Annotated in this window: 18 protein-coding genes; 8 read left to right on the forward strand and 10 right to left on the reverse strand. The window is 65.6% G+C overall.

Features of this window, described 5'->3' with window-relative positions:
* Window positions 1-229 precede the first annotated feature (229 nt).
* The 5 genes from CXY73_RS04000 to CXY73_RS04025 all read left to right on the forward strand — a co-directional run bounded on the left by CXY73_RS04000 (window position 230) and on the right by CXY73_RS04025 (window position 5,243).
* Window positions 230-961, forward strand: coding sequence for a PspA/IM30 family protein (locus CXY73_RS04000; protein WP_104176907.1), 732 nt, complete (start codon window positions 230-232; stop codon window positions 959-961).
* A gap of 201 nt (window positions 962-1,162) precedes the next feature.
* Complete coding sequence (locus CXY73_RS04010; protein WP_104134517.1) at window positions 1,163-1,996, forward strand: arginase family protein; 834 nt, start codon at window positions 1,163-1,165, stop codon at window positions 1,994-1,996.
* A 213-nt stretch (window positions 1,997-2,209) separates the two neighbouring features.
* The gene (locus CXY73_RS04015; protein WP_104176909.1) at window positions 2,210-2,998 is read left to right on the forward strand and encodes a crotonase/enoyl-CoA hydratase family protein; all 789 of its coding nucleotides are present in this window, start codon (window positions 2,210-2,212) and stop codon (window positions 2,996-2,998) included.
* Window positions 2,999-3,386: 388 nt separating this feature from the next.
* Complete coding sequence (locus CXY73_RS04020) at window positions 3,387-4,880, forward strand: NAD(P)/FAD-dependent oxidoreductase (protein ID WP_104176910.1); 1,494 nt, start codon at window positions 3,387-3,389, stop codon at window positions 4,878-4,880.
* Between the two features lie 3 nt (window positions 4,881-4,883).
* Complete coding sequence (locus tag CXY73_RS04025) at window positions 4,884-5,243, forward strand: Fe-S oxidoreductase (protein WP_104134520.1); 360 nt, start codon at window positions 4,884-4,886, stop codon at window positions 5,241-5,243.
* A 104-nt stretch (window positions 5,244-5,347) separates the two neighbouring features.
* Here CXY73_RS04025 and CXY73_RS04030 read toward each other — a convergent pair whose 3' ends face one another.
* Entirely contained in the window at window positions 5,348-6,838 is a 1,491-nt protein-coding gene (locus CXY73_RS04030) for a catalase (protein ID WP_104134521.1), read from the reverse strand.
* A gap of 47 nt (window positions 6,839-6,885) precedes the next feature.
* On the reverse strand, window positions 6,886-7,368 hold the full coding sequence (locus tag CXY73_RS04035) for a Fur family transcriptional regulator (RefSeq protein ID WP_104134522.1): 483 nt from the start codon (window positions 7,366-7,368) through the stop codon (window positions 6,886-6,888).
* Window positions 7,369-7,462: 94 nt separating this feature from the next.
* Between CXY73_RS04035 and CXY73_RS04040 the strand changes: the two genes are divergently transcribed.
* On the forward strand, window positions 7,463-9,520 hold the full coding sequence (locus CXY73_RS04040; protein WP_104176911.1) for an MMPL family transporter: 2,058 nt from the start codon (window positions 7,463-7,465) through the stop codon (window positions 9,518-9,520).
* A 1-nt stretch (window position 9,521) separates the two neighbouring features.
* On the opposite strand, the gene CXY73_RS04045 is transcribed toward CXY73_RS04040, so the two are convergent.
* The gene (locus CXY73_RS04045) at window positions 9,522-10,952 is read right to left on the reverse strand and encodes an amidase (protein ID WP_104176912.1); all 1,431 of its coding nucleotides are present in this window, start codon (window positions 10,950-10,952) and stop codon (window positions 9,522-9,524) included.
* A 77-nt stretch (window positions 10,953-11,029) separates the two neighbouring features.
* Here CXY73_RS04045 and CXY73_RS04050 point away from each other — a divergent pair, with 77 nt between their 5' ends.
* Complete coding sequence (locus tag CXY73_RS04050; protein ID WP_233198127.1) at window positions 11,030-11,854, forward strand: SDR family oxidoreductase; 825 nt, start codon at window positions 11,030-11,032, stop codon at window positions 11,852-11,854.
* Between the two features lie 4 nt (window positions 11,855-11,858).
* Here CXY73_RS04050 and CXY73_RS04055 read toward each other — a convergent pair whose 3' ends face one another.
* From CXY73_RS04055 to CXY73_RS04085, 7 genes are all read right to left on the reverse strand, one after another.
* On the reverse strand, window positions 11,859-12,437 hold the full coding sequence (locus CXY73_RS04055; RefSeq protein WP_199184211.1) for a GNAT family N-acetyltransferase: 579 nt from the start codon (window positions 12,435-12,437) through the stop codon (window positions 11,859-11,861).
* Entirely contained in the window at window positions 12,430-13,152 is a 723-nt protein-coding gene (locus CXY73_RS04060) for a uracil-DNA glycosylase (protein ID WP_233198128.1), read from the reverse strand. Before CXY73_RS04060 ends, CXY73_RS04055 begins: the two co-directional genes overlap by 8 nt.
* A gap of 123 nt (window positions 13,153-13,275) precedes the next feature.
* The gene (locus CXY73_RS04065) at window positions 13,276-13,983 is read right to left on the reverse strand and encodes a Type 1 glutamine amidotransferase-like domain-containing protein (protein WP_104176914.1); all 708 of its coding nucleotides are present in this window, start codon (window positions 13,981-13,983) and stop codon (window positions 13,276-13,278) included.
* A gap of 188 nt (window positions 13,984-14,171) precedes the next feature.
* Complete coding sequence (locus CXY73_RS04070; RefSeq protein WP_104134528.1) at window positions 14,172-15,311, reverse strand: bifunctional 2-methylcitrate synthase/citrate synthase; 1,140 nt, start codon at window positions 15,309-15,311, stop codon at window positions 14,172-14,174.
* 11 nt (window positions 15,312-15,322) lie between these two features.
* Complete coding sequence (gene prpB / locus CXY73_RS04075) at window positions 15,323-16,240, reverse strand: methylisocitrate lyase (RefSeq protein ID WP_104134529.1); 918 nt, start codon at window positions 16,238-16,240, stop codon at window positions 15,323-15,325.
* On the reverse strand, window positions 16,240-17,778 hold the full coding sequence (locus CXY73_RS04080; RefSeq protein WP_104134530.1) for an MmgE/PrpD family protein: 1,539 nt from the start codon (window positions 17,776-17,778) through the stop codon (window positions 16,240-16,242). Before CXY73_RS04080 ends, prpB begins: the two co-directional genes overlap by 1 nt.
* 28 nt (window positions 17,779-17,806) lie before the next feature.
* The gene (locus tag CXY73_RS04085) at window positions 17,807-18,505 is read right to left on the reverse strand and encodes a GntR family transcriptional regulator (RefSeq protein ID WP_368665857.1); all 699 of its coding nucleotides are present in this window, start codon (window positions 18,503-18,505) and stop codon (window positions 17,807-17,809) included.
* An 88-nt stretch (window positions 18,506-18,593) separates the two neighbouring features.
* Here CXY73_RS04085 and CXY73_RS04090 point away from each other — a divergent pair, with 88 nt between their 5' ends.
* Entirely contained in the window at window positions 18,594-20,522 is a 1,929-nt protein-coding gene (locus CXY73_RS04090; protein WP_104176926.1) for an acetate--CoA ligase, read from the forward strand.
* Window positions 20,523-20,537 lie beyond the last annotated feature (15 nt).

Below are 20,537 nucleotides of genomic sequence, written 5' to 3' on the forward strand. Positions count from 1 at the left end.
ATTCGCCATGCTGCGAGACGGCACCCTCTACGAAACTGAACACCAACTCGCTGCTTGACAAAAACATAGGGGCACCCCCCAATTATTGCGGGGTAGACCGTTGACGCGGTCAGGAAGGTCCGCTGCTGCCCTGTTCCCAGACTCTGCCGACCCGCAGACCCTAAACTTTTCAGGTGTACCGGCGCGGGACTCCTCGTTGCCGCCCGACTCCCGTTGAAAGGACCTCCGAATGACCAAGCAGTCCATTTTCGGCCGCATCTCCCAGCTCGCGAAGGCGAACATCAACGCCATCCTCGACTCGGCGGAAGACCCCCAGAAGATGCTCGACCAGATGGTGCGCGACTTCTCCAGCAGCATCTCTGATGCCGAGAGTGCGATCGCCGAGACCATCGGCAACCTGCGCCTGCTCGAAGATGACTACCGCGAAGACCAGGAAGCCGCCGTGGAGTGGGGCGGCAAGGCCCTCGCCGCGAGTCGCAAGGCCGACGAGCTGCGCCTGGTCGGCAACACCAGCGACGCCGACAAGTTCGACAACCTCGCCAAGGTCGCGCTCGGTCGCCAGCTCACCTCGGAGAAAGAGGTGCGGACCGCCGAACCGCAGATTCAGTCACAGACCGCTGTCGTCAACCAGCTGAAGACCGGCTTGAACACCATGAAAGAGAAGTTGGTGCAGCTCACCAACAAGCGTGCAAAGCTCGTTGCGCGCTCCAAGACCGCCAAGGCGCAGGCGCAGGTGATGGATGCCGTCAAGAGCATCGATATGATGGACCCGACCAGCGAGGTCAACCGCTTCGAGGACAAGATTCGCCGCGAAGAAGCCCGGGTGCGAGGTGCGCAGGAGCTCACCGCGTCGAGCCTCGACGCCCAGTTCGAAAGCCTCGACGACCTTGGCGAGCTCACCGAAGTGGATGCCCGCCTCGCTGCCCTGAAAGCCGGAAACACCGCCGCGCTCGAGCGCTGACCCATTCAGTGGATAACTTTGGTGAGTGACGCCCCGATGCCACCCACCAAGGTTGTCCACTCAGGACCTGGCCGGCCAGCGGTGGACTCGAGCCCGGCCGATCTGGCCGACCGGGCGCCTCCGCTTCGCTGAATCTCGGCGATAAATTCGCTCTCGGCGAAGCGGACGCTACTGGCCCCGGCCGCTGCGCCATACTGAAGTATGGCTCCCACCTTCGTTGTAGTACCGCAGTGGCAGGGTTCGATTTCTCCGCGCGCAATGCGCTTGGTCGACGGGGCGGCGGCTATTCAAGGCGATCTGCCGTTTTCGGCCACGCGTATGGTCGACGTGCCGATCGAGGCCGGTGACGCCCTAGATACCGGGGTACACCGGTTCTCCGCGATCCAGCAGGTGCGTGAACGCCACACCGCTGTTTTGAAGGACACGGCCGATTGGGCGCTCTCCATCGGCGGTGACTGCGGCATTGCCCTCGCCGCCGTCGAGCACGCGGCGCGCACGCATCCGGGCGACCTGGCCGTCGTCTGGTTCGACGCCCACCCCGACCTGCACACGCCAGAGACCTCACCGTCCGGCGGATTCTGCGGCATGGTGCTGCGCGCGATCAGCGGTGAGGGGCCTGCCGAACTGAAACTCGCCGCCGCGAGCAGCGTGTCACTCGACCACGTCTTGCTGGCCGGAATCCGCGATGTCGACGATGCCGAAGACGTTCTGCTGCAAGAGCGCGGCCTTGTGAGCGTGTCCTGCTCCGAGCTGACCGACCCGGCTGCCCTCGTCACGGCCGTCGCGAAAATGGGCGCGAAGCACGTCTTCGTGCACATCGACCTGGATGTGCTGGATCCGTCGGCGCTCGACGGCTTGAGTGATCTCATTCCGTTCGGGCTCAGTGTGGCCGACCTCGGCGGCGCGATCACCGCCCTGCGCGCTGAGTTCGTCCTCGCCGGAGCGACGATAACCGGGTTCGCGCCGGCCTCCCCCGAGGCGGCGACCGACGATCTACCGAGCATTCTGCGCATCATCGGGGCGCTCACGCGATAGGCAATGAGTGGGCTACCCGGGTGGTCGGACTGCGCCAGCGGGAATGCGCATAACTCTTACAATTTCTGGCTGGCCGAGGATACCCCGGTGTCATTCCGGGCAACTCCGGGGAACCCCGGGGAACCCCCAACGAATTGCAGGAGTTATGCACACGCTCGGGGCGATACGTCCGTCCAGCAAAGCACAAAATTCACACCGATTATTGGAGGCCACATGACCGATCAGCCCCGCATCCTCACCGAGCGCCGCGGCCACATTCTGCTGATCGGGTTCAATCGGCCCGAGAAACGCAATGCCGCCGATTTCGCCCTGCTGCAGCAGCTCGCCCTCGCCTACGGTGAGCTCGATCGCGACCCCGAGCTGCGCGTCGGCCTGGTCTACGCGGTCGGCGAGCACTTCACGGCCGGGCTCGATCTGGCCGACATCGGTCCGCGGCTCGGCCCCGCCGGGCTTGAAATGGTACCGGAGGGCGGCATCAACCCGTGGCAAGTGGATGGCGAATCCCTCTGCAAACCGGTCGTTATCGCCGTGCAGGGCACCTGCCTTACCCTCGGCATCGAGCTCATGCTCGCGAGTGACATCGTGGTCGCCGCCGAATCGACCCGATTCGGGCAGATCGAGGTAGCCCGCGGCATCCTGCCGTTCGGCGGCGCGACGATTCGGTTTCCGCGCGCGGCCGGCTGGGGCAATGCCATGCGCTGGCTGCTCACCGGCGACCTGTTCGATGCCGCCGAAGCGTATCGTTTGGGCCTCGTGCAGGAGATCGTGCCCGACGGCACCCAGTTCGACCGGGCGCTTGAGCTCGCCGAGAAGATTGCCGCCCAGGCGCCCCTCGCGATCCAGGCCACCCTGGTCAACGCTCGCCTGGCGCAGCGGGAGGGGGCGGCATCCGCCGAACAAGAGCTGCAGCCGGCCCTCGCCCGCCTGGTGCAAACCGAGGATTCCCGCATCGGCATGCAGTCCTTCCTGACCCGAACCCCCGCCGTCTTCGTCGGCCGCTAGCCCCGAGCGCACCCTGTTCTTTGCCAACCGGGCCCGCCCCCTTGCATAAGGTCGGCCCGGACACGCTGGGAGGCTCTTGCTCCCTACGGGGATGGCTGAAACCCCCAGTTCCGTCATAACGGCAGCAGCAACGCGCACGTCGACCACAATACGTAAATGACCACCGGTATCGATCTCAATGAGTGAGCGAGCGAGCATGACTCATCGAGCCAGTGCAGACGAGACCGCCTCGCGGTCAACGTGGGCGGCACGAATTCTTCGCCGGAGAGCCCGCGGATGCCCCAAGACGTGCCGGCAGCGACGCCGCTCGCCAGAAAACTCAAGGTGGCAACCCTTCGCGTCGGGGTAGGCTGCTCAATACCGCCGTCACCTTAGTCAAGGAGAGTCAATGTCGAGTCAAAGCTACGACGTCATTGTGATCGGCGGCGGCGCTGTCGGCGAGAACGCGGCCGACCGCACCGCGCAGGGCGGCCTGCGCACGGTCGTCGTCGAAAACGACCTGGTCGGCGGCGAATGCTCGTACTGGGCCTGCATGCCGTCTAAGGCACTGCTGCGCAGCGGCGCCGCCCTCGCTGCGGCCAAGCGAGTGCCGGGTGCTGCCGAAGCCGTCACCGGAACCGTCGACGTGCGCGCCGCCCTCAAGCAACGCGATTCCATCGCGAGCCATTGGAAGGACGACGGCCAGGCGAAGTGGCTTGAGTCGGCCGGTATCGACTTGGTGCGCGGCCACGCCCGCCTCACGGGCACGAAAGAGGTCACCGTGACAGCCGTCGACGGAACCGTGACCGTGCTCACGGCCACGCACGCCATCGTCGTCAGCACCGGTTCGGCGTCACTGTTGCCCGACATTCCGGGCGTCCAAGACGTCGAACCGTGGACCAGCCGCGACGCGACCAGCGCCCAGGAGATTCCGCGCCGCCTGGCCGTGATCGGCGGCGGTGTCGTCGCCGCCGAGATGGCCGCCGCCTACGCATCACTCGGCTCGACAGTGACGGTCATCGCGCGCAGCCCGCTGCTCGGCGGTCAGGAACCCTTTGCCGGTGAACTTGTCACTGCCGCCCTGCGGCGCAGCGGTGTCACCGTCCTCGTCGGCCGGTCCACCACCGAAGCCCACCGCGCAGCGGACGGCACCGTCGTGCTCACCCTCGATGACGACAGCACCGTCAGTGCCGAGAAAGTGCTCGTGGCCACTGGTCGAATTCCACGCACTCACGACCTGGGCCTGGAAATGGTCGGTCTCGAACCTGGCGACTGGCTCTCCGTCGACGACACCATGCTCGTGCAGGGCGATTCCCCCGTGCTGGCCGGTGACTGGCTCTACGCCACCGGTGACGTCAATCATCGCGCGCTGCTCACCCACCAGGGCAAGTACCAGGCCCGAGCAGCCGGTGACGCGATCGTGACCCGCGCGGCTGGCAGCCCGATCGACACGGCGCCGTGGGGCGCTCACGTCGCGACCGCCGACCACGCCGCCGTGCCCCAGGTCACCTTCACCGACCCGGAGGTAGCCTCGGTCGGGCTGACCGCGGCATCCGCTGTGAAGGCGGGGCATCGCATCCGTATTCTCGATTACGACCTGGCCAACCTCGGCGGTGCCTCCGTGCTCGCCGTCGGCTACGTCGGCAAGGCGCGCGCGATCGTCGATCTCGACCGCGAGGTTCTGCTTGGCGTCACCTTCGTCGGGCAGGATGTAGCCGAGCTGCTGCATTCCGCCACGGTCGCCATTGTCGGCGAGGTACCTATCAACCGGCTGTGGCACGCCGTGCCGAGCTACCCGACGCTGAGCGAGGTCTGGCTGCGCTTGCTCGAAGCCTACGGACGCCCCGGGCTCACCGACAACGACACCGACACCAAGGACGAGAACGAGGACGAGAACGAGTAGCGGATGCGGCGCATCCTCTTTGATTCAGCCGTTAGCCGTGCCGGTTACCTGTACGCAACCGCGTTCGGGCTGGTCTGGGGCTCGATCTGGAGCACCGGCCGAGTCGAGCGCAGAGCTGGCCTGTACGTGTTTCGCGGCATGCCGCCCTGGACGTTCGGACGCGGCGGCTCGTGCGTCGGCGGCTGCTACCTCACCAATCAGAACGTCACCACGGCCGTGCTCGAACACGAGGCCATACACAAACGCCAGTGGCAGCGCTTCGGCATGGTCTTCCCGCTGCTGTACGCCGTCGCCGGGAGCAATCCGCTCAAGAACCGCTTTGAGATCGAAGCCGGGCTGAAAAAAGGCGGCTACATTCGCTAGTCCGACCATTGTGGTTCGTGACCCACGACATCCGTCGCCGGGACGCAGCGCACACAAAACCGCCCGGCCTGCGAACAAGCTGGGCGGTTTTGTGTGAAGAAGTGCTACTGCGCGGTGACGTAGTCAGCGTCGATGGCGGCAGCCTCGGCGAAGACGGCGAGGTTAGCACGCAGCTTGGCGCCGAGGTCGGCGTCAACGCTGGTCCAGTACATGATGGCCCGCTCGGTAACCTCGGGGCGGGTCACGCCGCTAATGGCCCCGGTGATGGTGTCGAGGAACCGCGCCTTGGCAGCGTCGTCATAGACCTCGCGGTAGAGCGTTCCGGCCTGGCCGAAGTCGCTGTCTTCACTGCGCAGGGTCGCGGCGGCGCGCAGCAACGTTCCATCACCTTCCCAGGCACCCTCGCCAGCCGCAGCCGGGTCGGCGACGGGGCCCCCGAGGGAGTTGGGCGCGTAGTTCGGCACGCTCGGCGCGTTGAAGTGGTGACGCTGCGCTCCGTCCTGCGAGTAGTTGTTGACCGGGCTGACCGGAGCGTTGATCGGCAGTTGCGCATAGTTGGTTCCCACGCGGTAACGCTGCGCGTCGGGGTAGGAGAAGATGCGCGCCATGAGCATCTTGTCGGGGCTCGCGGCAATTCCGGGCACGAAGTTGGCGGGCGAGAACGCGGCTTGCTCGATCTCGGCGAAGAAATTCTCCGGGTTGCGGTTGAGGGTGTGGGTGCCGACTGGAATGAGCGGGAAATCGGCGTGCGGCCAGACCTTGGTCACGTCGAACGGGTTGAACCGGTAGGTGTTGCCCTGCTCGTAGGGCATGACCTGCACGGAGACGTTCCAGGACGGGAAGTTTCCGGCGGCAATGGCCTCGGACAGGTCGCGACGGTAGTAGTCGGCGTCAGCTCCGGCTAGTGCCTCGGCCTCTGACCCTTCCATCTCGACGTTGCCCTGGTTGGATTCGAAATGGTACTTCACCCAGAAACGCTCGCCGGCCGCGTTGATCCACTGGTATGTGTGCGAGCCGAAGCCGGGCATTTCACGCCACGAGTGCGGCAAGCCGCGGTCGCCCATGAGGTAGGTGACCTGGTGGGCCGACTCCGGGGAGAGGGTCCAGAAGTCCCACTGCATGTTCGCGTCGCGCAGGCCGCTGCCCGGCAGGCGCTTCTGCGAGTGGATGAAGTCGGGAAACTTGATGCCGTCACGAATGAAGAAAACCGGGGTGTTGTTGCCGACGATGTCGTAGTTGCCCTCGGTCGTGTAGAACTTGACCGAGAAGCCGCGCACGTCGCGCCAGGTGTCCGGGCTGCCCTGCTCGCCCGCCACGCTGGAGAAGCGCTGAAGGGTGGGGGTGACGGTGCCCGGCTGAAAAACGGCCGCGCGGGTGTACTTCGAGACGTCGCCGGTCACAACGAACTCGCCGTGCGCTCCGCCGCCCTTGGCATGCACGATGCGCTCCGGAATGCGCTCGCGGTTGAACTGGGCGAGCTTCTCGACTAGGTAGCGGTCGTGCAGCGCGGTGGCGCCGTCGGCGCCCACGGTGAGGGAGTGCGCGTCGCTGGCGATGGGCGTTCCCGTCTGGTCGGTAGTGGGCTTATTAGTCATAATGCTCCTTGGTGTGGATCAGCAACGCGAGGTTGACGGAAGTAAAGTCAGGGGTGTGCTGTGTCGAGCTGGCACTGGGCGCACAGGCCCCAGTAGATGACCTCGGCGGCGCGCACGTCAAAACCGAGCGCATCCGCCGGGGTGAGGCAGGGGGCATGACCGATGGCGCAATCCACGTCGTGCACCACATTGCAGCGGGTGCAGACGATGTGGTGGTGATTGTCGCCGACCCGGCGTTCGAACAGGGCAGAAGAGCCGGCCGGTTCGATCTTGCGCACGAGTCCGGCGGTGCCGAATGAGGCGAGTACCCCGTAGATCGCCTGCAGCGAGGTTCCGGGCAGGTCGCTGCGTACCGCCCCGAACAGGGCGTCGGCGTTGGAGTGCGGCATATCGGTGAGGGCGCGCAAAACCGCCAGGCGCGGCGCGGTCACCTTGAGACCAGCCGAACGGATGCTGTCGGCCAGCAACCCAGCGTCGGCTGCGGCCAGGCGCAGGCCCGCGGTCTCATCGCTCGGATCGGACTTCGTCATGCTCCGACCTTAGCATTTGTTTTGAGTAATTCAAAACAATTCGGACAGATATTTAGCTAGCTAGGATAGCAATTATCGAAGTTCTGGAGGAACTGTGCTTGCGATCACGCGTTTCATCACCGGCAAACGTACCGCCTGGGCGGTACTGCTCGGAACCGTCGTGGCGGTCGGTCTACTGTTCGCGCTGCTCCCTGCCAATGAATCCGAGGATTTTCCGGCGGCCGGCCTGCCGGAGACCAGCCAAGCCGCGCAGGTCACCGAGCTGCTCGCCGAGTTCCCCTCTGCCGACCAGACCGCGGCGATCGTAGTATGGAGCCGGTCCGGCGCCACGCTCACAACGGCCGACCAAACGGCGATCACCGCCGCGGCAGAGCAGCTCGGCGCCGCGTCGATCGCCCCGCGCGCGACCGCACCGCAGTTCAGCGACGACGGCCAGGCTGCACTGAGCGTGGTGCCGCTGGAAGCTGCGGGCGCGACGCCCGACGTTGCGAAGACGGCCAACGACATCCGTTCAACGGCGTTAAACGCGCTGCCGAGCGGGCTGACCGCCTATGTCACCGGGCCGGTCGGCTTTCAGGCCGACGTCACCAACGCCTTCACCGGAGCCGACTTTCGCCTGCTTCTAGTGACCGTGATCGTCGTGGCGGTGCTGCTCATCGTGACCTATCGCAGCCCGGTGCTCTGGATCGTGCCGCTCGCCGTGGTCGGACTTGCCGACGGCCTCGCCGGCAAGGTCGCTGGGGCGCTGGCCGAGCCACTCGGTTTCGCTCTCGATGCCTCGATCTCGGGCATACTTTCGGTGCTCGTGTTCGGCGCCGGCACCAACTATGCCCTGCTGCTCGTGGCCCGCTACCGCGAAGAATTGTTACACACCGAGAACCGCAACGTTGCCATGCGCACCGCTGTGACGAGCGCCGGCCCGGCCATCGCTGCCAGCGGCGGAACCGTTGCGCTGAGCCTGGCAACCCTGGTTTTCGCCGAACTGGCCGGCAACCGCGCGCTCGGCATCGCCTGTGCTATCGGTGTGCTCATCGCCATTCTGTTCGCACTGCTCGTGCTGCCGGCCGCGCTCGTGGTCTGCGGGCGCGGCCTGTTCTGGCCGTTCATTCCGCGCGCGGCGGACGAGACCGCGCCGGTACGCACCGGCTTCTGGACCAGGCTCGGTCGCAAGGCGGCCAGGAATCCGGTGATCATCACGGTCGTGTCCGTTCTCGCGATCGGCAGTCTGGCGTTCGGGCTGAACGGAGCCGCCGTCGGGTTATCCCAGGCCGATCAGCTGCTCGGCAACCCCGAGTCGGTCGTTGCCCAGGACATCGTGAAAGAATCTTTTTCGGCGGGGCTGACCAGCCAGACCGTCGTGCTAACGCCGGATGCGGCCTCCGCTGACACCGTGGCCGTGGCCCGGGGCACCGACGGGGTCTCCGCGGCGGTAGCCGGCGAGAAGGCCGACGGTCTGACCCGCATCGACGTCACCCTCGAAAGCGAACCCGGCAGCGACACGACTTTTGCGACCCTCAGCCAACTGCGCAATAATTTAGCGGATACTCCTGACGCGGTCTCGCAGGCGCTGGTCGGTGGCAGTGATGCCACGTCCCTCGACACGAAAATCAGCGCCGAACGGGACCAGGCCCTGATTCTGCCGCTGATTCTGGGCATCGTGTTTCTAATCCTGATGCTACTGCTGCGCTCCCTCGTGGCGCCGGTGTTGCTCATCGCCACCGTGCTCGGCACGTTCTTCGCCAGCCTGGGAGCTTCGAACCTGATCTTTCAAAACCTGCTCGGCTTCGCCGCGTTCGACACCAGCGTCGTACTGTTCTCCTTTCTCTTCCTGGTCGCCCTCGGCGTGGACTACAACATCTTTCTGACCACACGAGCTCGGGAAGAGGCCAAGCGCTACGGCACGCGGGAGGGCATGGTGCGGGCGCTGTCGTCGACCGGCGCGGTGATCACGAGTGCCGGAATTCTGATCGCGGCGGTGTTCGCCGTGCTCGGGGTACTGCCGGTCGTGGCCCTCACCCAGATCGGGGTGATCGTCTGCATCGGCGTGCTGCTGGACACCCTCGTTGTGCGTACAGTGCTCGTACCGGCCCTGGTCTTTCTGGTCGACGACCGGTTCTGGTGGCCGTCGCGGCCGGTCGCGACGCGCCGGTAGCCTACGCTGGGTCGGGCGGCACTCGATCCTGCCAGCGGATGCGCCGCTCGAGCTGCGCTCCGAGCGCCAGCAGCGTGGCCTCGCCGCCGGGTCGCCCGATGAGCTGCACGCCCATCGGCAGGCCGTCGTCGGTCTGGTACACCGGCAACACGATGGCCGGCAGCCCGCTCACATTGATCATCGAGGTGAACGGCGTGTACTGCACCTGTTGGGCGAAGTTCGCCTCGCCGTCGTAGGCGTCGTACCAGCCGACCGGCCGCGGCGTCAGCGCCATCGCCGGGGTCAGCACGGCATCGAATCTGGACAGCTGGTGAATGAACGAACGCTCGAACGCGTTCAATGCGGTGAGCGCCTCGGCGAGTTCCCGGGCGCCGAGGGCACGACCGCGGGCGAGCAGCCACTGGGTCAGCGGTTCGAGGAGCGCGACCGCGGCGTCGGTTTCGGCCGGGATAGTCGCCGCACCCGCTTGCCAAATCGTGCGGAACGCCGGCGCATAGCTCGAGTCGGGCACGAGGGCCGCCTCTTCGAGGCCGTGGTGCAGCGCCGCGAAACCGGCCACGGCGAGATCGAGCGCGGCCTGGGCTTCGGGCGCGATCGTGATCTCGTAGTCGTTGTCCCAGGCCGATGTCGTCATGACGCCGAGCTGAAACCGTCCATCGCCGCGAACCGCCGCGGCCAGGAGCGGAGCTTCGTCTCCAGGGGCCCGCAGAGCGTAGTGGTGGTCAGGGTGGCCGTCTCTCGGCGCGATCATGGCATCGAGCAGCAGGGCGGCATCCGCTACCGTGCGTGCGAGCGGGCCGCCGACGGCGAGACCACCGAGCTTGTCGATTCCGGAAGCGGACGGCACCCGCCCGCGGCTCGGCTTGACTCCGACCAGCCCGCAGGCGGCCGCTGGGATGCGGATGGACCCGCCGCCATCGGAGCCTGGCGCGAACGGCAACAGCCGGGCAGCGACCGCGACGGCGGCGCCGCCGCTCGATCCGCCGGCGCCGAGGCCCAGGTTCCACGGCGTGCGAGCCGGCGGTGCGGCGAGGCTTTCGGTGTAGGAGGCGAGGCCGAATTCCGGCGTGTTGGTCTTGCCGAGGCTGACTCCCCCGGCGTCGTCGAGGGCCTGCACGAGCTCGTCCGACTCATCGGGCACATAGTCAGCGAAGAGGCGGGAGCCGAACCGCGCTGGCACCCCGGCACGCAGGTACAGATCTTTGTCGGCGAACGGGAGGCCCCAGAGCGGCGCGGTGCGCGGCGTCCGCTCTTCGACGTATCGGGCTCTGGTCCTGGCCGCCTCCGCCGTCACCGTGACAAAGGCACCGAGTGCCGGATTAAATTTCTCGATGCGGGCAAGGTAATGCTCGGCGAGTTCGCCCGGACTTATTTCGCGGTTCTGCAGGGCTTGCCATTGCTCAAGGGCGGTCAGTTCGTGTGGATCAGCCATGACCCGAGCCTAGTTCGGCGACGGTCGCCAATCAGGCAGCACTGGCCGTGGCGGCACAACGAGGCTAGCCTCAAACCGTGGCCAGCGCTTTGTACAACCCCATCGGCACCACCGCACTCATTACCGGAGCGTCGAGCGGACTCGGCGTCGGGTACGCCCACGAGCTCGCCCAGCGCGGCGCAGATCTGGTACTCGTCGCCCGTCGCCAGGCCCGTCTCGAGTCCCTCGCGGTCGATCTCGCCGAGAAATACGGCACCGTTTCCACCGTGATTCCGCTCGATCTCACGGCAGCGGATGCCGTCCCTGAGCTGGTGCGCGACCTGCGCGAGCGAATGATCACCATCGGTACCCTGGTGAATAATGCCGGCTTCGCCACCTTCGGCACCGTGCTCGACTCGGATGAGGCCCGCGAACGCGAACAGGTCGCGCTCAACGTGCAGGCGCTGACCGCGTTGACCCATGCCCTTCTGCCCGACCTGGTCGAAACCGCCTCGCTGCATCCGCACGCTGCCGCGCTTATCAACCTGGCCAGCACCGCCGCGTTCCAGCCGGTGCCGTACATGGCGGTGTACGGCGCGACCAAGGCTTACGTACTCAGCTACATCGAGGCGGTCAGCTATGAAACGCGGGCGAGTGGCCTCAAGGTCACGGCCATCTGCCCAGGTCCCGTCGACACCGAGTTCTTCGAGGTCGCCCAGACCGGCAGCGGCAAGAAGGGCACACCGCTCACGGTCGACGCGGTCATGCGCGCCTCGTTCTCAGCACTCGACCGCTCGGTCATGCCCTCGGTCGTGCTGGTCGGCGCCCGCAACGCTATCCTTGCGCGGTTCGCGAGCATCTACCCGCGACGTGCAGTGCTCAACGCAGTCGGCCGCCTGAACACGCCGCGCGGCACGCGCTGACGGGCTATTTGAGGCTCTTCTGCAGCAAAATGGTGCCGAGCCAGCGCTCGAACTTGAAACCGACCTTGCCCATACGACCGATCTCCTCGAATCCGAAGTCGCGGTGCAGCTTGATCGAAGCATCCGCTCCCTGATCCGCGATCACGGCGATGATCTCCTTCAAGCCGGCCGTCTTCGACCGCTTGATCAGCTCGCCGAGCAGCTCGCGCCCGAGGCCCTTGCCTGTGGACGCAGCCCCGAGGTAAATCGAGTTCTCGACCGTGAACCGGTAGGCCTTCTTCTGTTTCCACGGGCTGACCAGGGCATAGCCTAGAATCTGGCCGGCCGGAGAGACGGCAAGGATGAACGGCATGCCCTGCTTGTTCAAGTAGTAGAACTTGTCGCGCCACGCGGTGAGCGTCATGGCGTCCTCGTCAAAGGTGACCGTGCTGTTGGCAACGTAATAGTTGTAGATCTCGCGGATGTGCGGCAGATCGGTCGCCCGCACCTCACGCATCGTGTATTCGAACGGCGTCTCGACGGTGGCTTCCGGCCGCAGATGGCGGGGCAGCCGACGACGAGGCTCGTATTCTTCCTCAAGCACCGGGCACTCCCCTTTCTGGTTGATTCCAGATTACCGGAAGCTCCCAGTTCACCGGGGCAGCCCCCTGCTCGGTCAGCAGCCGGTTGGCGTTACTGAATGGCTTCGAACCGAAAAATCCGCGCCGCGCCGACAGCGGGCTCGGGTGCACCGACTCGTGCACGGGCGTGTCGCCGAGCAGAGGTTTGAGCGCGCCGGCGTCCTTTCCCCACAAAATCGCGACCAGCGGATGCCCCCGCCCGACCAGCGCCAGAATGGCCTGGTCGGTGACGGCTTCCCAGCCTTGCCGGCGATGCGAACCGGCCGCGCCTGCACGGACGCTGAGTACCCGGTTGAGCAGCAATACGCCCTGATCGGTCCAGGCCGAAAGGTCGCCGTGCTCGGGTCGTGGCAGGCCGAGGTCGGCTTCGTATTCGGTGTAAATGTTGCCGAGGCTGCGCGGAAGCGGTCGCACGTCGGAGTCGACGGCGAAGGCCAGGCCGATCGGATGTCCCGGGGTGGGGTACGGATCCTGCCCGACGATGAGCACCCGCACGGTGTCGAACGGCTGGCGGAAGGCGCGCAGCAGGTGCTCCGGAGCAGGTAACACCGCATGTCCGGCGGCCCGTTCGCGCGCCAGGAACTCGCCGATCCTGGTCAGGTCATCGGTCACGGGAGCAAGCGCGAGCGCCCAGCCCGGGTCAATGGCTCCACTCGCGGTGAGGGCGTGGAGGTTCACAATCTCACCCGGCCGACCGGGCGCTCCCGGCCAACCCGGCAGGTATCCGCTGGGATGGTGATTGCCGCGAGCTGACTCGGTGCGCGTGTTGGGGCATCCGTTGTGCAGGCTGTCATGCGCGCGTCAAGCGCCGATGGTGCTCACGAGCACGCCGCCATCGGCCTGGCTGACCTTCCAGATGCTGCCAGCGCCGAGCACGCGGAGTGCGCCCTCGCCGACCACGAGCACGGTGTTCTCGTCGATGGCGAGGCCGCCGTCAATCAGGCCGGCCTCGGTCGCCGCGATCAGGCGGGACAGGCTGCCGGACTGGGCAGCGTGCACGTCGACCGTGACGTCGAGCAGTCCGATGCCCTGGGCCAGGGTGATTTCGTCGAGCCCCTCCGAAACGTGCTCGGGCGTCACCTCGACCCCGCCGATGCGCCAGCCGCCGATCAGGGCGCGTTCGGCGGCGATCATGGCACCGGCCGAGAAGCCGAGATATGGAACGCTGGCCGACACCTGGCGGCGAATCTCGCCGGCGATTGGGAGCAGTGCGGCTAGGTAATCGGGGGTCACGCCGCCGCCGATGAGAATACCGTCGACCGTGCCCAGAGCGGTGAGGCCTGCGGTATCGCCGGGCGCGAGCACGGTGCGGCGGGTCTGCACACTCTCGCCGAGCGAGGCGGCCAGTTCCTCGGCGTGGGCGCCTCCCGGTCCGACCGTGATGATCGCCACGATTGGTTCGTCGCGGCTAGCCTGTGCGGCGTGAGCCACAACCTCGGACAGGAACGTTCCGAATACCAAGGCGTCGTGCGCCGGATCTCCCCCGCCGCCGACCAGGTGCACGCTCACGCGGTGACCTTCGTTTCGGTCGTGGCAGTGTGGTTGCGTGAGAGGGGCGCGTCAAGTGTCATTCGACAATGCTAACGAAAACAATGCGCACGAAATCAGTGATCACGCTGGCACCGAAGCGTTAGCCACAATAAAGCGGATGCCGCACTGCCGGCCGGCAGCGCGGCATCCGCTTTGCAGAAAAAGTGCTACGGAACCTGGCGCTGATCGACCCCGTTGTACGCCGACAACGGGCGAATCAGTGCGTTGCTCTTTTTCTGTTCCATGATGTGCGCGGTCCAGCCGGTGATGCGCGCCGCGACGAAGATCGGCGTGAAGGTGAGGGTGTCAAACCCCATCAGGTGATAAGCCGGGCCTGAGGGGTAGTCAAGGTTGGGCAGAATCGCCTTGCGCGTCGTCATCGCCGTCTCGAGGGCTTCGTAGAGTTCGAGCAGTTCCGGCTTTTGGTAATGCTCGACCAGGGTGACGAGCGCCGCCCGCATGGTCGGAACCCGCGAGTCGCCGCTCTTGTAGACGCGGTGCCCGAAGCCCATGATCTTGCGCTTCTCGGCGAGCGCCTGTGCGAGCCACGGTTCGGCCCGAGCGGCCGAGCCGGCACCGAGGCCGATCTCGGTGAAGGTGTGCATGACGGCTTCATTCGCGCCGCCGTGCAATGCTCCCTTGAGCGCTCCGACCGCGCCGGTCACGGCCGAATACAGGTCGGACAGGGTCGAGGTGATCACCCGCGCGGTGAACGTCGACGCGTTGAAGGAGTGCTCGGCGTAGAGAATCATCGACACGTCGAAGGCGTTGACGACGACGAGTTCCGGCACCTCGCCGAAGGACATGTGCAGAAAGTTCGCCGAGTAGCCGAGGTCGTCGCGCGGTTCGACCAGATCGAGTCCGTGTCGGCGCCGTTGGTCATAGGAAACGATCGCGGGCAGCTGGGCGAACAGCCGAATCGACTTGGCCAGGTCGAATTCCGGCGACGGGTTCTCGGCATCCGGATCACTCGCGCCGATGACGCTCACTGCGGTGCGTACGACATCCATCGGGTGCGTGGTCAGCGGCAGCTCGTCGATGATGCGCTTGACCACCGGGTTCAAGTGGCGAAGCGACCGCTCGAGCGCTTCGAAGTCGGCGAGCTGCTGATCATCGGGCAGTTCGCCGTGCCAGAGCAGGTAGGCGACCTCCTCGAAGCTTTTCTTCGCCGCGAGTTCCTGCACCGGGTAGCCCCGGTAGAGCAGCGAGTTGGTCTCCGGGTTGACCTTGGAGACCGCGGTCGTGTCAACGACCACGCCGGTAAGGCCTTTATAGACGTGTGGAGCGAGAGTTTCCGTGTCAGACATTGTGCTCCCCTTTATACCTTTGACGAAATGTGCGGGTTCAGCGTGAAATTGAAGATACCCGAATCGAACTGGCTATACGACGCGTAGTCGAGCAACTCGTACAGGTCAGCCCGGTGCTGCATCTCGGGCAGCATCGTGGTGAGCGAGCCGGTCTGCTCGATCGCATCGAGCCCGCGCGCCGCCGACCCCATCGCGAGGCGCAGCAACGACACCGGAAAGATCACCAGGTTCATCCCCACGTTTTCGAGCTGCTGCACGGTGTACAGCTCGCCCTTACCGAATTCGGTCATGTTTGCCAGGATCGGCACCGAGACGGCCGCGCGGATCGTCTCAAACTCGGCCAGGCTGCCCATAGCCTCGGGGAAGATCGCGTCGGCTCCGGCGTCCTGCAGCTGCTTGGCCCGGGTGACAGCGGCATCCAAGCCATCAACGGCACGAATATCCGTGCGCGCCATCACGAGAAAGTTCGGGTCCCGGCGGGCATCGACCGCGGCGCGGATGCGCTTGATCGCGGTGTCGGCATCCACGACCTGCTTGCCGTCCAGGTGGCCGCAACGTTTCGGGTTGATCTGGTCCTCGATGTGCATGCCGGCAAGTCCCGCGTCTTCGAGGGTTTGGATGGTGCGTGCCACGTTCATCGGCTCGCCAAACCCGGTATCGGCGTCGACGATGGCCGGCAGGTCGGTCATCCGAGCGATCTGCTGCGACCGGCCAGCCACCTCGGTGAGGGTGGTCAGGCCGATGTCGGGCAGGCCGAGATCGGCCGAGAGCACCGCACCCGAAATGTATACGCCCTCAAACCCTTTCTGCTGGATGAGTTTGGCCGAAAGCGGGTTGAACGCTCCCGGAAAGCGCAAAATCTTGCCGCTGGACAGGCCGGCTCGCAGGGCAATGCGCTTGTCGGCGGCGGCGGCGGCGGCGTACAGCATTAGAAGATTCCGATCGGTGCGGTAATGGAGGAAAGCAATCCCGGCTTGGCCACGATGGTCAGGCCGCCGAGTTCAGCCGCGCCGAGCGCGGGCAGACGCTGGGCCAGGGCGAGAAAGCGTTCAATCTCCGACGCCTCCATGACCGGCGCGGCGAGCGTGCGGAACTTGTTGATGTACTCCGCGCGAGCGAAGGGGCGAGCGCCGAGCGGATGTGCATCAGCGACAGCGATCTCGTCCACGATGCGAGTGCCGTTGGCCAGTTCGATCTCAACGCGACCGCCGAAGGCCTTCTCGGCCGGGTCGAGGGAGTGGTACCGACGCGTCCACTCCTGGTCCTCGGTGGTCGTGACGCTCTGCCACAGGGCAATGGTGTCTGGGCGCCGGCTGCGCTCCGGGCTGTAGGAATCGACGTGGTTCCAGGTGCCGTCCTGCAGAGCGACCGTGAAGATATACGGAATGGAATGGTCGAGCGTCTCGCGGCTCGCGGTGGGGTCGTATTTCTGCGGGTCGTTGGCGCCGGAGCCGATCACGTAGTGCGTGTGGTGGCTGGTGTGTATCACGACGCTCGCGATCGCCCCCTCGACGAGAAGTTCGGGGTGCTCGTTGTGCAGCTTGCGGGCGAGGTCGATCCAGGCCTGCGCCTGGTATTCGGCCGAGTGCTCCTTGGTATAGCTGTCCAGGATGGCCCGCTTGATGCTGCCGGCTTTCGGCAGTGGCACGTCGTAGAAACCGTTCGGGCCGTCGAGCAGCCAGGCGATGACGCCGTCTTCGCCCTCATAGATCGGAGTAGGGCTGGTCTCGCCGCGGAGAGCCCGGTCGACGGCTTCGACGGCCATCTTGCCGGCGAAAGCTGGGGCGTGCGCCTTCCAGCTGGAGATTTCGCCTTTGCGGGACTGGCGGGTCGCGGTCGTGGTGTGCAGTGCCTGACCAACGGCCTGAAAGATGGTTTCCTTGTCGAGGCCGAGCAGAGTTCCGATACCGGCAGCAACCGACGGGCCGAGGTGGGCAACGTGGTCGATCTTGTGTGTGTGCAGGCTGATCGACTTCACCAGGTCGATCTGAATCTCGTAGCCAGTGGCGATGCCGCGAATCAGGTCGTTGCCGGTCAAGCCGCGGGAGGCCGCGAGGTGCTGGGCGACGGCCGTAATCGGCGGGATATTGTCACCGGGGTGCGAATACTCGGCGGCGAGAAAGGTGTCGTGATAGTCGAGTTCACGTACGGCCACTCCGTTGGCCCAAGCCGCCCATTCCGGGGAGACGCGGCGCGCGGGTGCCAGGCCGAACACGGTCGCTCCGTCACCACCGTTAGAACGCGGGTGAGCCAGGGCCTGCGAGCGAGCGGCGATCACGGGATGACGAGTTAGGCTGGCCGCGGCCACGGAGGCGTTGTCGATCACCCGGTTGATCACCATCTCGGTCACCTCTTCGGAGACGAGGGCTGGATCGGCGGCCACCTCGGCGATCTTCCAGGCCAGCTGGTCCTCGCGGGCCAGATTCTCGTCGCTCTTGTGAACTCGAACGTGGTGAAGCTGCACGATGGATCCCTTCGTTGGTTGGCCGGAGTCGTTATTCGACTACTGCGGCTGAATCCTCATCAATCGCCGCGAGAACGCTCACAAGGCTCTGGTGAAGATGAATATGGGTGGCATGGGCCGCCAGCGATGGGTCGCCGGCGATAATGGCGTCGATAATCAGCAAATGCTCCGCCGCTGCGGCACGGAGCCGCAGCGGATTTCTCCGAGCGAGGCGACGGATTCGGGCCAAGTGCGTGCGCACGGCGCGCAAGGCGCCGACGAGGAAGGGGTTTTCGACGGCGGCATCGACGGCATCTTCGAGTTCGTCGATCATCAAGTAGTACCGGTGCACTCCGGCGTCGCCTTGGTCGAGAAGCTCCGGGGCGCTGACGAAAGCCTTGCGCAGTTCGATGAACACTGTGGGCTCCCGGCGAGTGGCCGCCAGACGAATGGCCTGCACCTCGAGTGCCTGGCGCAACTCATAGAGTTCGAAGATGCTGTCGACGGAGATGTCGGTCACCTCAAAGCCGCGCCCGCGCCGCCCGACAACAAGGCCGTCGGCGATCAATCGGGCCACAGCCTCACGCAGCGGGGTACGCGAGACGCCGATACGTTCGGCTTGTTCGACTTCGAGCAGGGCGGCGCCGGGAGCGAGGAGCCCGTTGAGAATCTCCCCGCGCAGCTGACGGTACGCCCGTTCACTGGCGCGGAGCGGTACGTCCAACCCCAACATTGCGGTTTCTGTATACACAATCGCAATCCTATTCCACATTGCCGGGTTATATGCAATACTTCAACCACTCTTTGTATACAGAAGGTCTTCAATGAAGAAGGTGGACATGAACGGCGAATCAGGTGCAAGCTACCGGGAGGCGTGGCGACGCAGCATTTCGTCGACGGAAGCCTTCTGGCTTGAGGCGGCCGAGGGCATCGATTGGATCACGCAGCCCCGTCTGGCGCTCGCTCCCGACGGCCCAGCGACCGGCAGCTGGTTTCCCGGCGGCACGCTCAATACCAGCTACAACGCACTCGACCGTCACGTGCTGGCCGGCCGCGGCGCCCACACCGCGCTGATCTATGACTCTGCCATGACCGGCACCCGGGTCAAGCTCAGCTACCTCGAACTGCTCGGCCGCGTCGCCAGGTTCGCCGGCGTGCTCCGCGCCAACGGCGTTGGCGCCGGCGACCGCGTCGTCATCTACCTGCCGATGATTCCCGAGGCCGTTGTCGCCATGCTCGCCTGCGCCCGCATCGGCGCGGTGCACTCAGTAGTGTTCGGTGGTTTCGCCGCAACCGAACTGGCCGTGCGCATTGACGATGCCCGCCCGAGTGTCATTGTCACAGCATCCGGCGGCCTGGAGCCTGGCCGCGCGGTCGAATACCTGCCACTCGTCGACAAGGCCATCGCTCTGAGCCAAGGTTCGGTGCACACCGTGATTGTGCGCGATCGGGACAGCATCCCCGGTTCCGCTGCTGACTACCAGAACCGTTCAGAAACGGATGCCGCCTGGCTCGACTGGGCAGACGAAGAGGCCAAGGCCGCGCCGGCCGATCCGGTAGCCCTGCGCTCCGAGGACCCGCTGTACATCCTCTACACTTCCGGTACGACCGGTAAGCCCAAGGGCATCATCCGCGATAACGGCGGCCACGCCGTCGCCCTGAATTGGTCGATGCGCAACATCTACGATGTGGGACCGGGCGACGTCTACTGGGCCGCGTCCGACGTCGGCTGGGTCGTCGGACACTCCTACATCGTCTACGCGCCGCTCCTGGCGGGCGCGACCACGGTCATCTATGAGGGCAAGCCGATCGGCACACCGGATGCCGGCGCCTTCTGGCGCGTGGTCGACGACTACAAAGTGAAGGTTCTGTTCACCGCACCGACCGCCATTCGGGCCATCCGTCGCGTCGACCCCGACCTGCTCGAGCTGAAGAACCACGACGTGTCGAGCCTGACCAGCCTATTTCTGGCCGGCGAACGGCTCGACCCCGAAACCTTCCACTGGGCCAACGACGGACTGCACTGCCCGGTCATCGACCACTGGTGGCAGACCGAGACCGGGTGGGCGATCTGCGCCAACCTGCTCGGCATTGAAGAATTGCCGACCAAGCCGGGTTCGGCCACCGTTCCGGTGCCCGGGTACGACATCGCCATCCTGGATTCCAGGGGCCGGCCAATCGACAAGATCGGCGAGGACGGCAACATCGCCATTCGGCTTCCGCTACCTCCGGGAACTTTGCAAGGCGTCTGGGGCAGCGCCGAACGGTTTGCGAGTTCGTACCTCACCGCCTTCCCTGGCTACTACGCCACCGGCGACTCCGGCCATTTCGACGCCGACGGCTACCTGTTCGTGATGGGCCGCACCGACGATGTGATCAACGTGGCCGGACACCGACTCTCCACCGGGTCGCTCGAAGAGGTCCTCGCCCTGCACCCTGCCGTCGCCGAGTGCGCAGTGCTCGGGGTACACGATGCCGTCAAGGGCCAGCGCGCCGCCGGATTCGTCACCCTCAAGGCAGGGATTACGTTCGACCACGACACCCTTACCGCCCAACTCGTCGCCCTGGTTCGGGAGCACATCGGCCCCGTCGCAGCGTTTCGCGACGTCACCATACTCGACCGACTGCCCAAAACGCGGTCGGGCAAGATTCTTCGTAAGACCATTCGACAGATCGTCGACGGTGAAGAATATTCCGTTCCCCCCACCATAGAAGACCCCACCGTTCTCGACGATCTCAAGCAAGCGCTGACAGCATCCGTCTTGTAAACCACCGATCGAGAC

Source organism: Cryobacterium sp. Y50, from assembly GCF_002929805.1.
GTDB lineage: Bacteria > Actinomycetota > Actinomycetes > Actinomycetales > Microbacteriaceae > Cryobacterium.

Excerpts from the sequence above, each read along its gene's own strand:
- CXY73_RS04015 (WP_104176909.1), top strand. The coding sequence starts at position 2,210 with ATGACCGATCAGCCCCGCATCCTCACCGAGCGCCGCGGCCACATTCTG.
- CXY73_RS04070 (WP_104134528.1), bottom strand. The coding sequence starts at position 15,311 with ATGTCTGACACGGAAACTCTCGCTCCACACGTCTATAAAGGCCTTACC.
- CXY73_RS04030 (WP_104134521.1), bottom strand. The coding sequence starts at position 6,838 with ATGACTAATAAGCCCACTACCGACCAGACGGGAACGCCCATCGCCAGC.
- CXY73_RS04020 (WP_104176910.1), top strand. The coding sequence starts at position 3,387 with ATGTCGAGTCAAAGCTACGACGTCATTGTGATCGGCGGCGGCGCTGTC.
- CXY73_RS04045 (WP_104176912.1), bottom strand. The coding sequence starts at position 10,952 with ATGGCTGATCCACACGAACTGACCGCCCTTGAGCAATGGCAAGCCCTG.
- CXY73_RS04090 (WP_104176926.1), top strand. The coding sequence starts at position 18,594 with ATGAACGGCGAATCAGGTGCAAGCTACCGGGAGGCGTGGCGACGCAGC.
- CXY73_RS04000 (WP_104176907.1), top strand. The coding sequence starts at position 230 with ATGACCAAGCAGTCCATTTTCGGCCGCATCTCCCAGCTCGCGAAGGCG.
- CXY73_RS04010 (WP_104134517.1), top strand. The coding sequence starts at position 1,163 with ATGGCTCCCACCTTCGTTGTAGTACCGCAGTGGCAGGGTTCGATTTCT.
- prpB (WP_104134529.1), bottom strand. The coding sequence starts at position 16,240 with ATGCTGTACGCCGCCGCCGCCGCCGCCGACAAGCGCATTGCCCTGCGA.
- CXY73_RS04025 (WP_104134520.1), top strand. The coding sequence starts at position 4,884 with ATGCGGCGCATCCTCTTTGATTCAGCCGTTAGCCGTGCCGGTTACCTG.
- CXY73_RS04035 (WP_104134522.1), bottom strand. The coding sequence starts at position 7,368 with ATGACGAAGTCCGATCCGAGCGATGAGACCGCGGGCCTGCGCCTGGCC.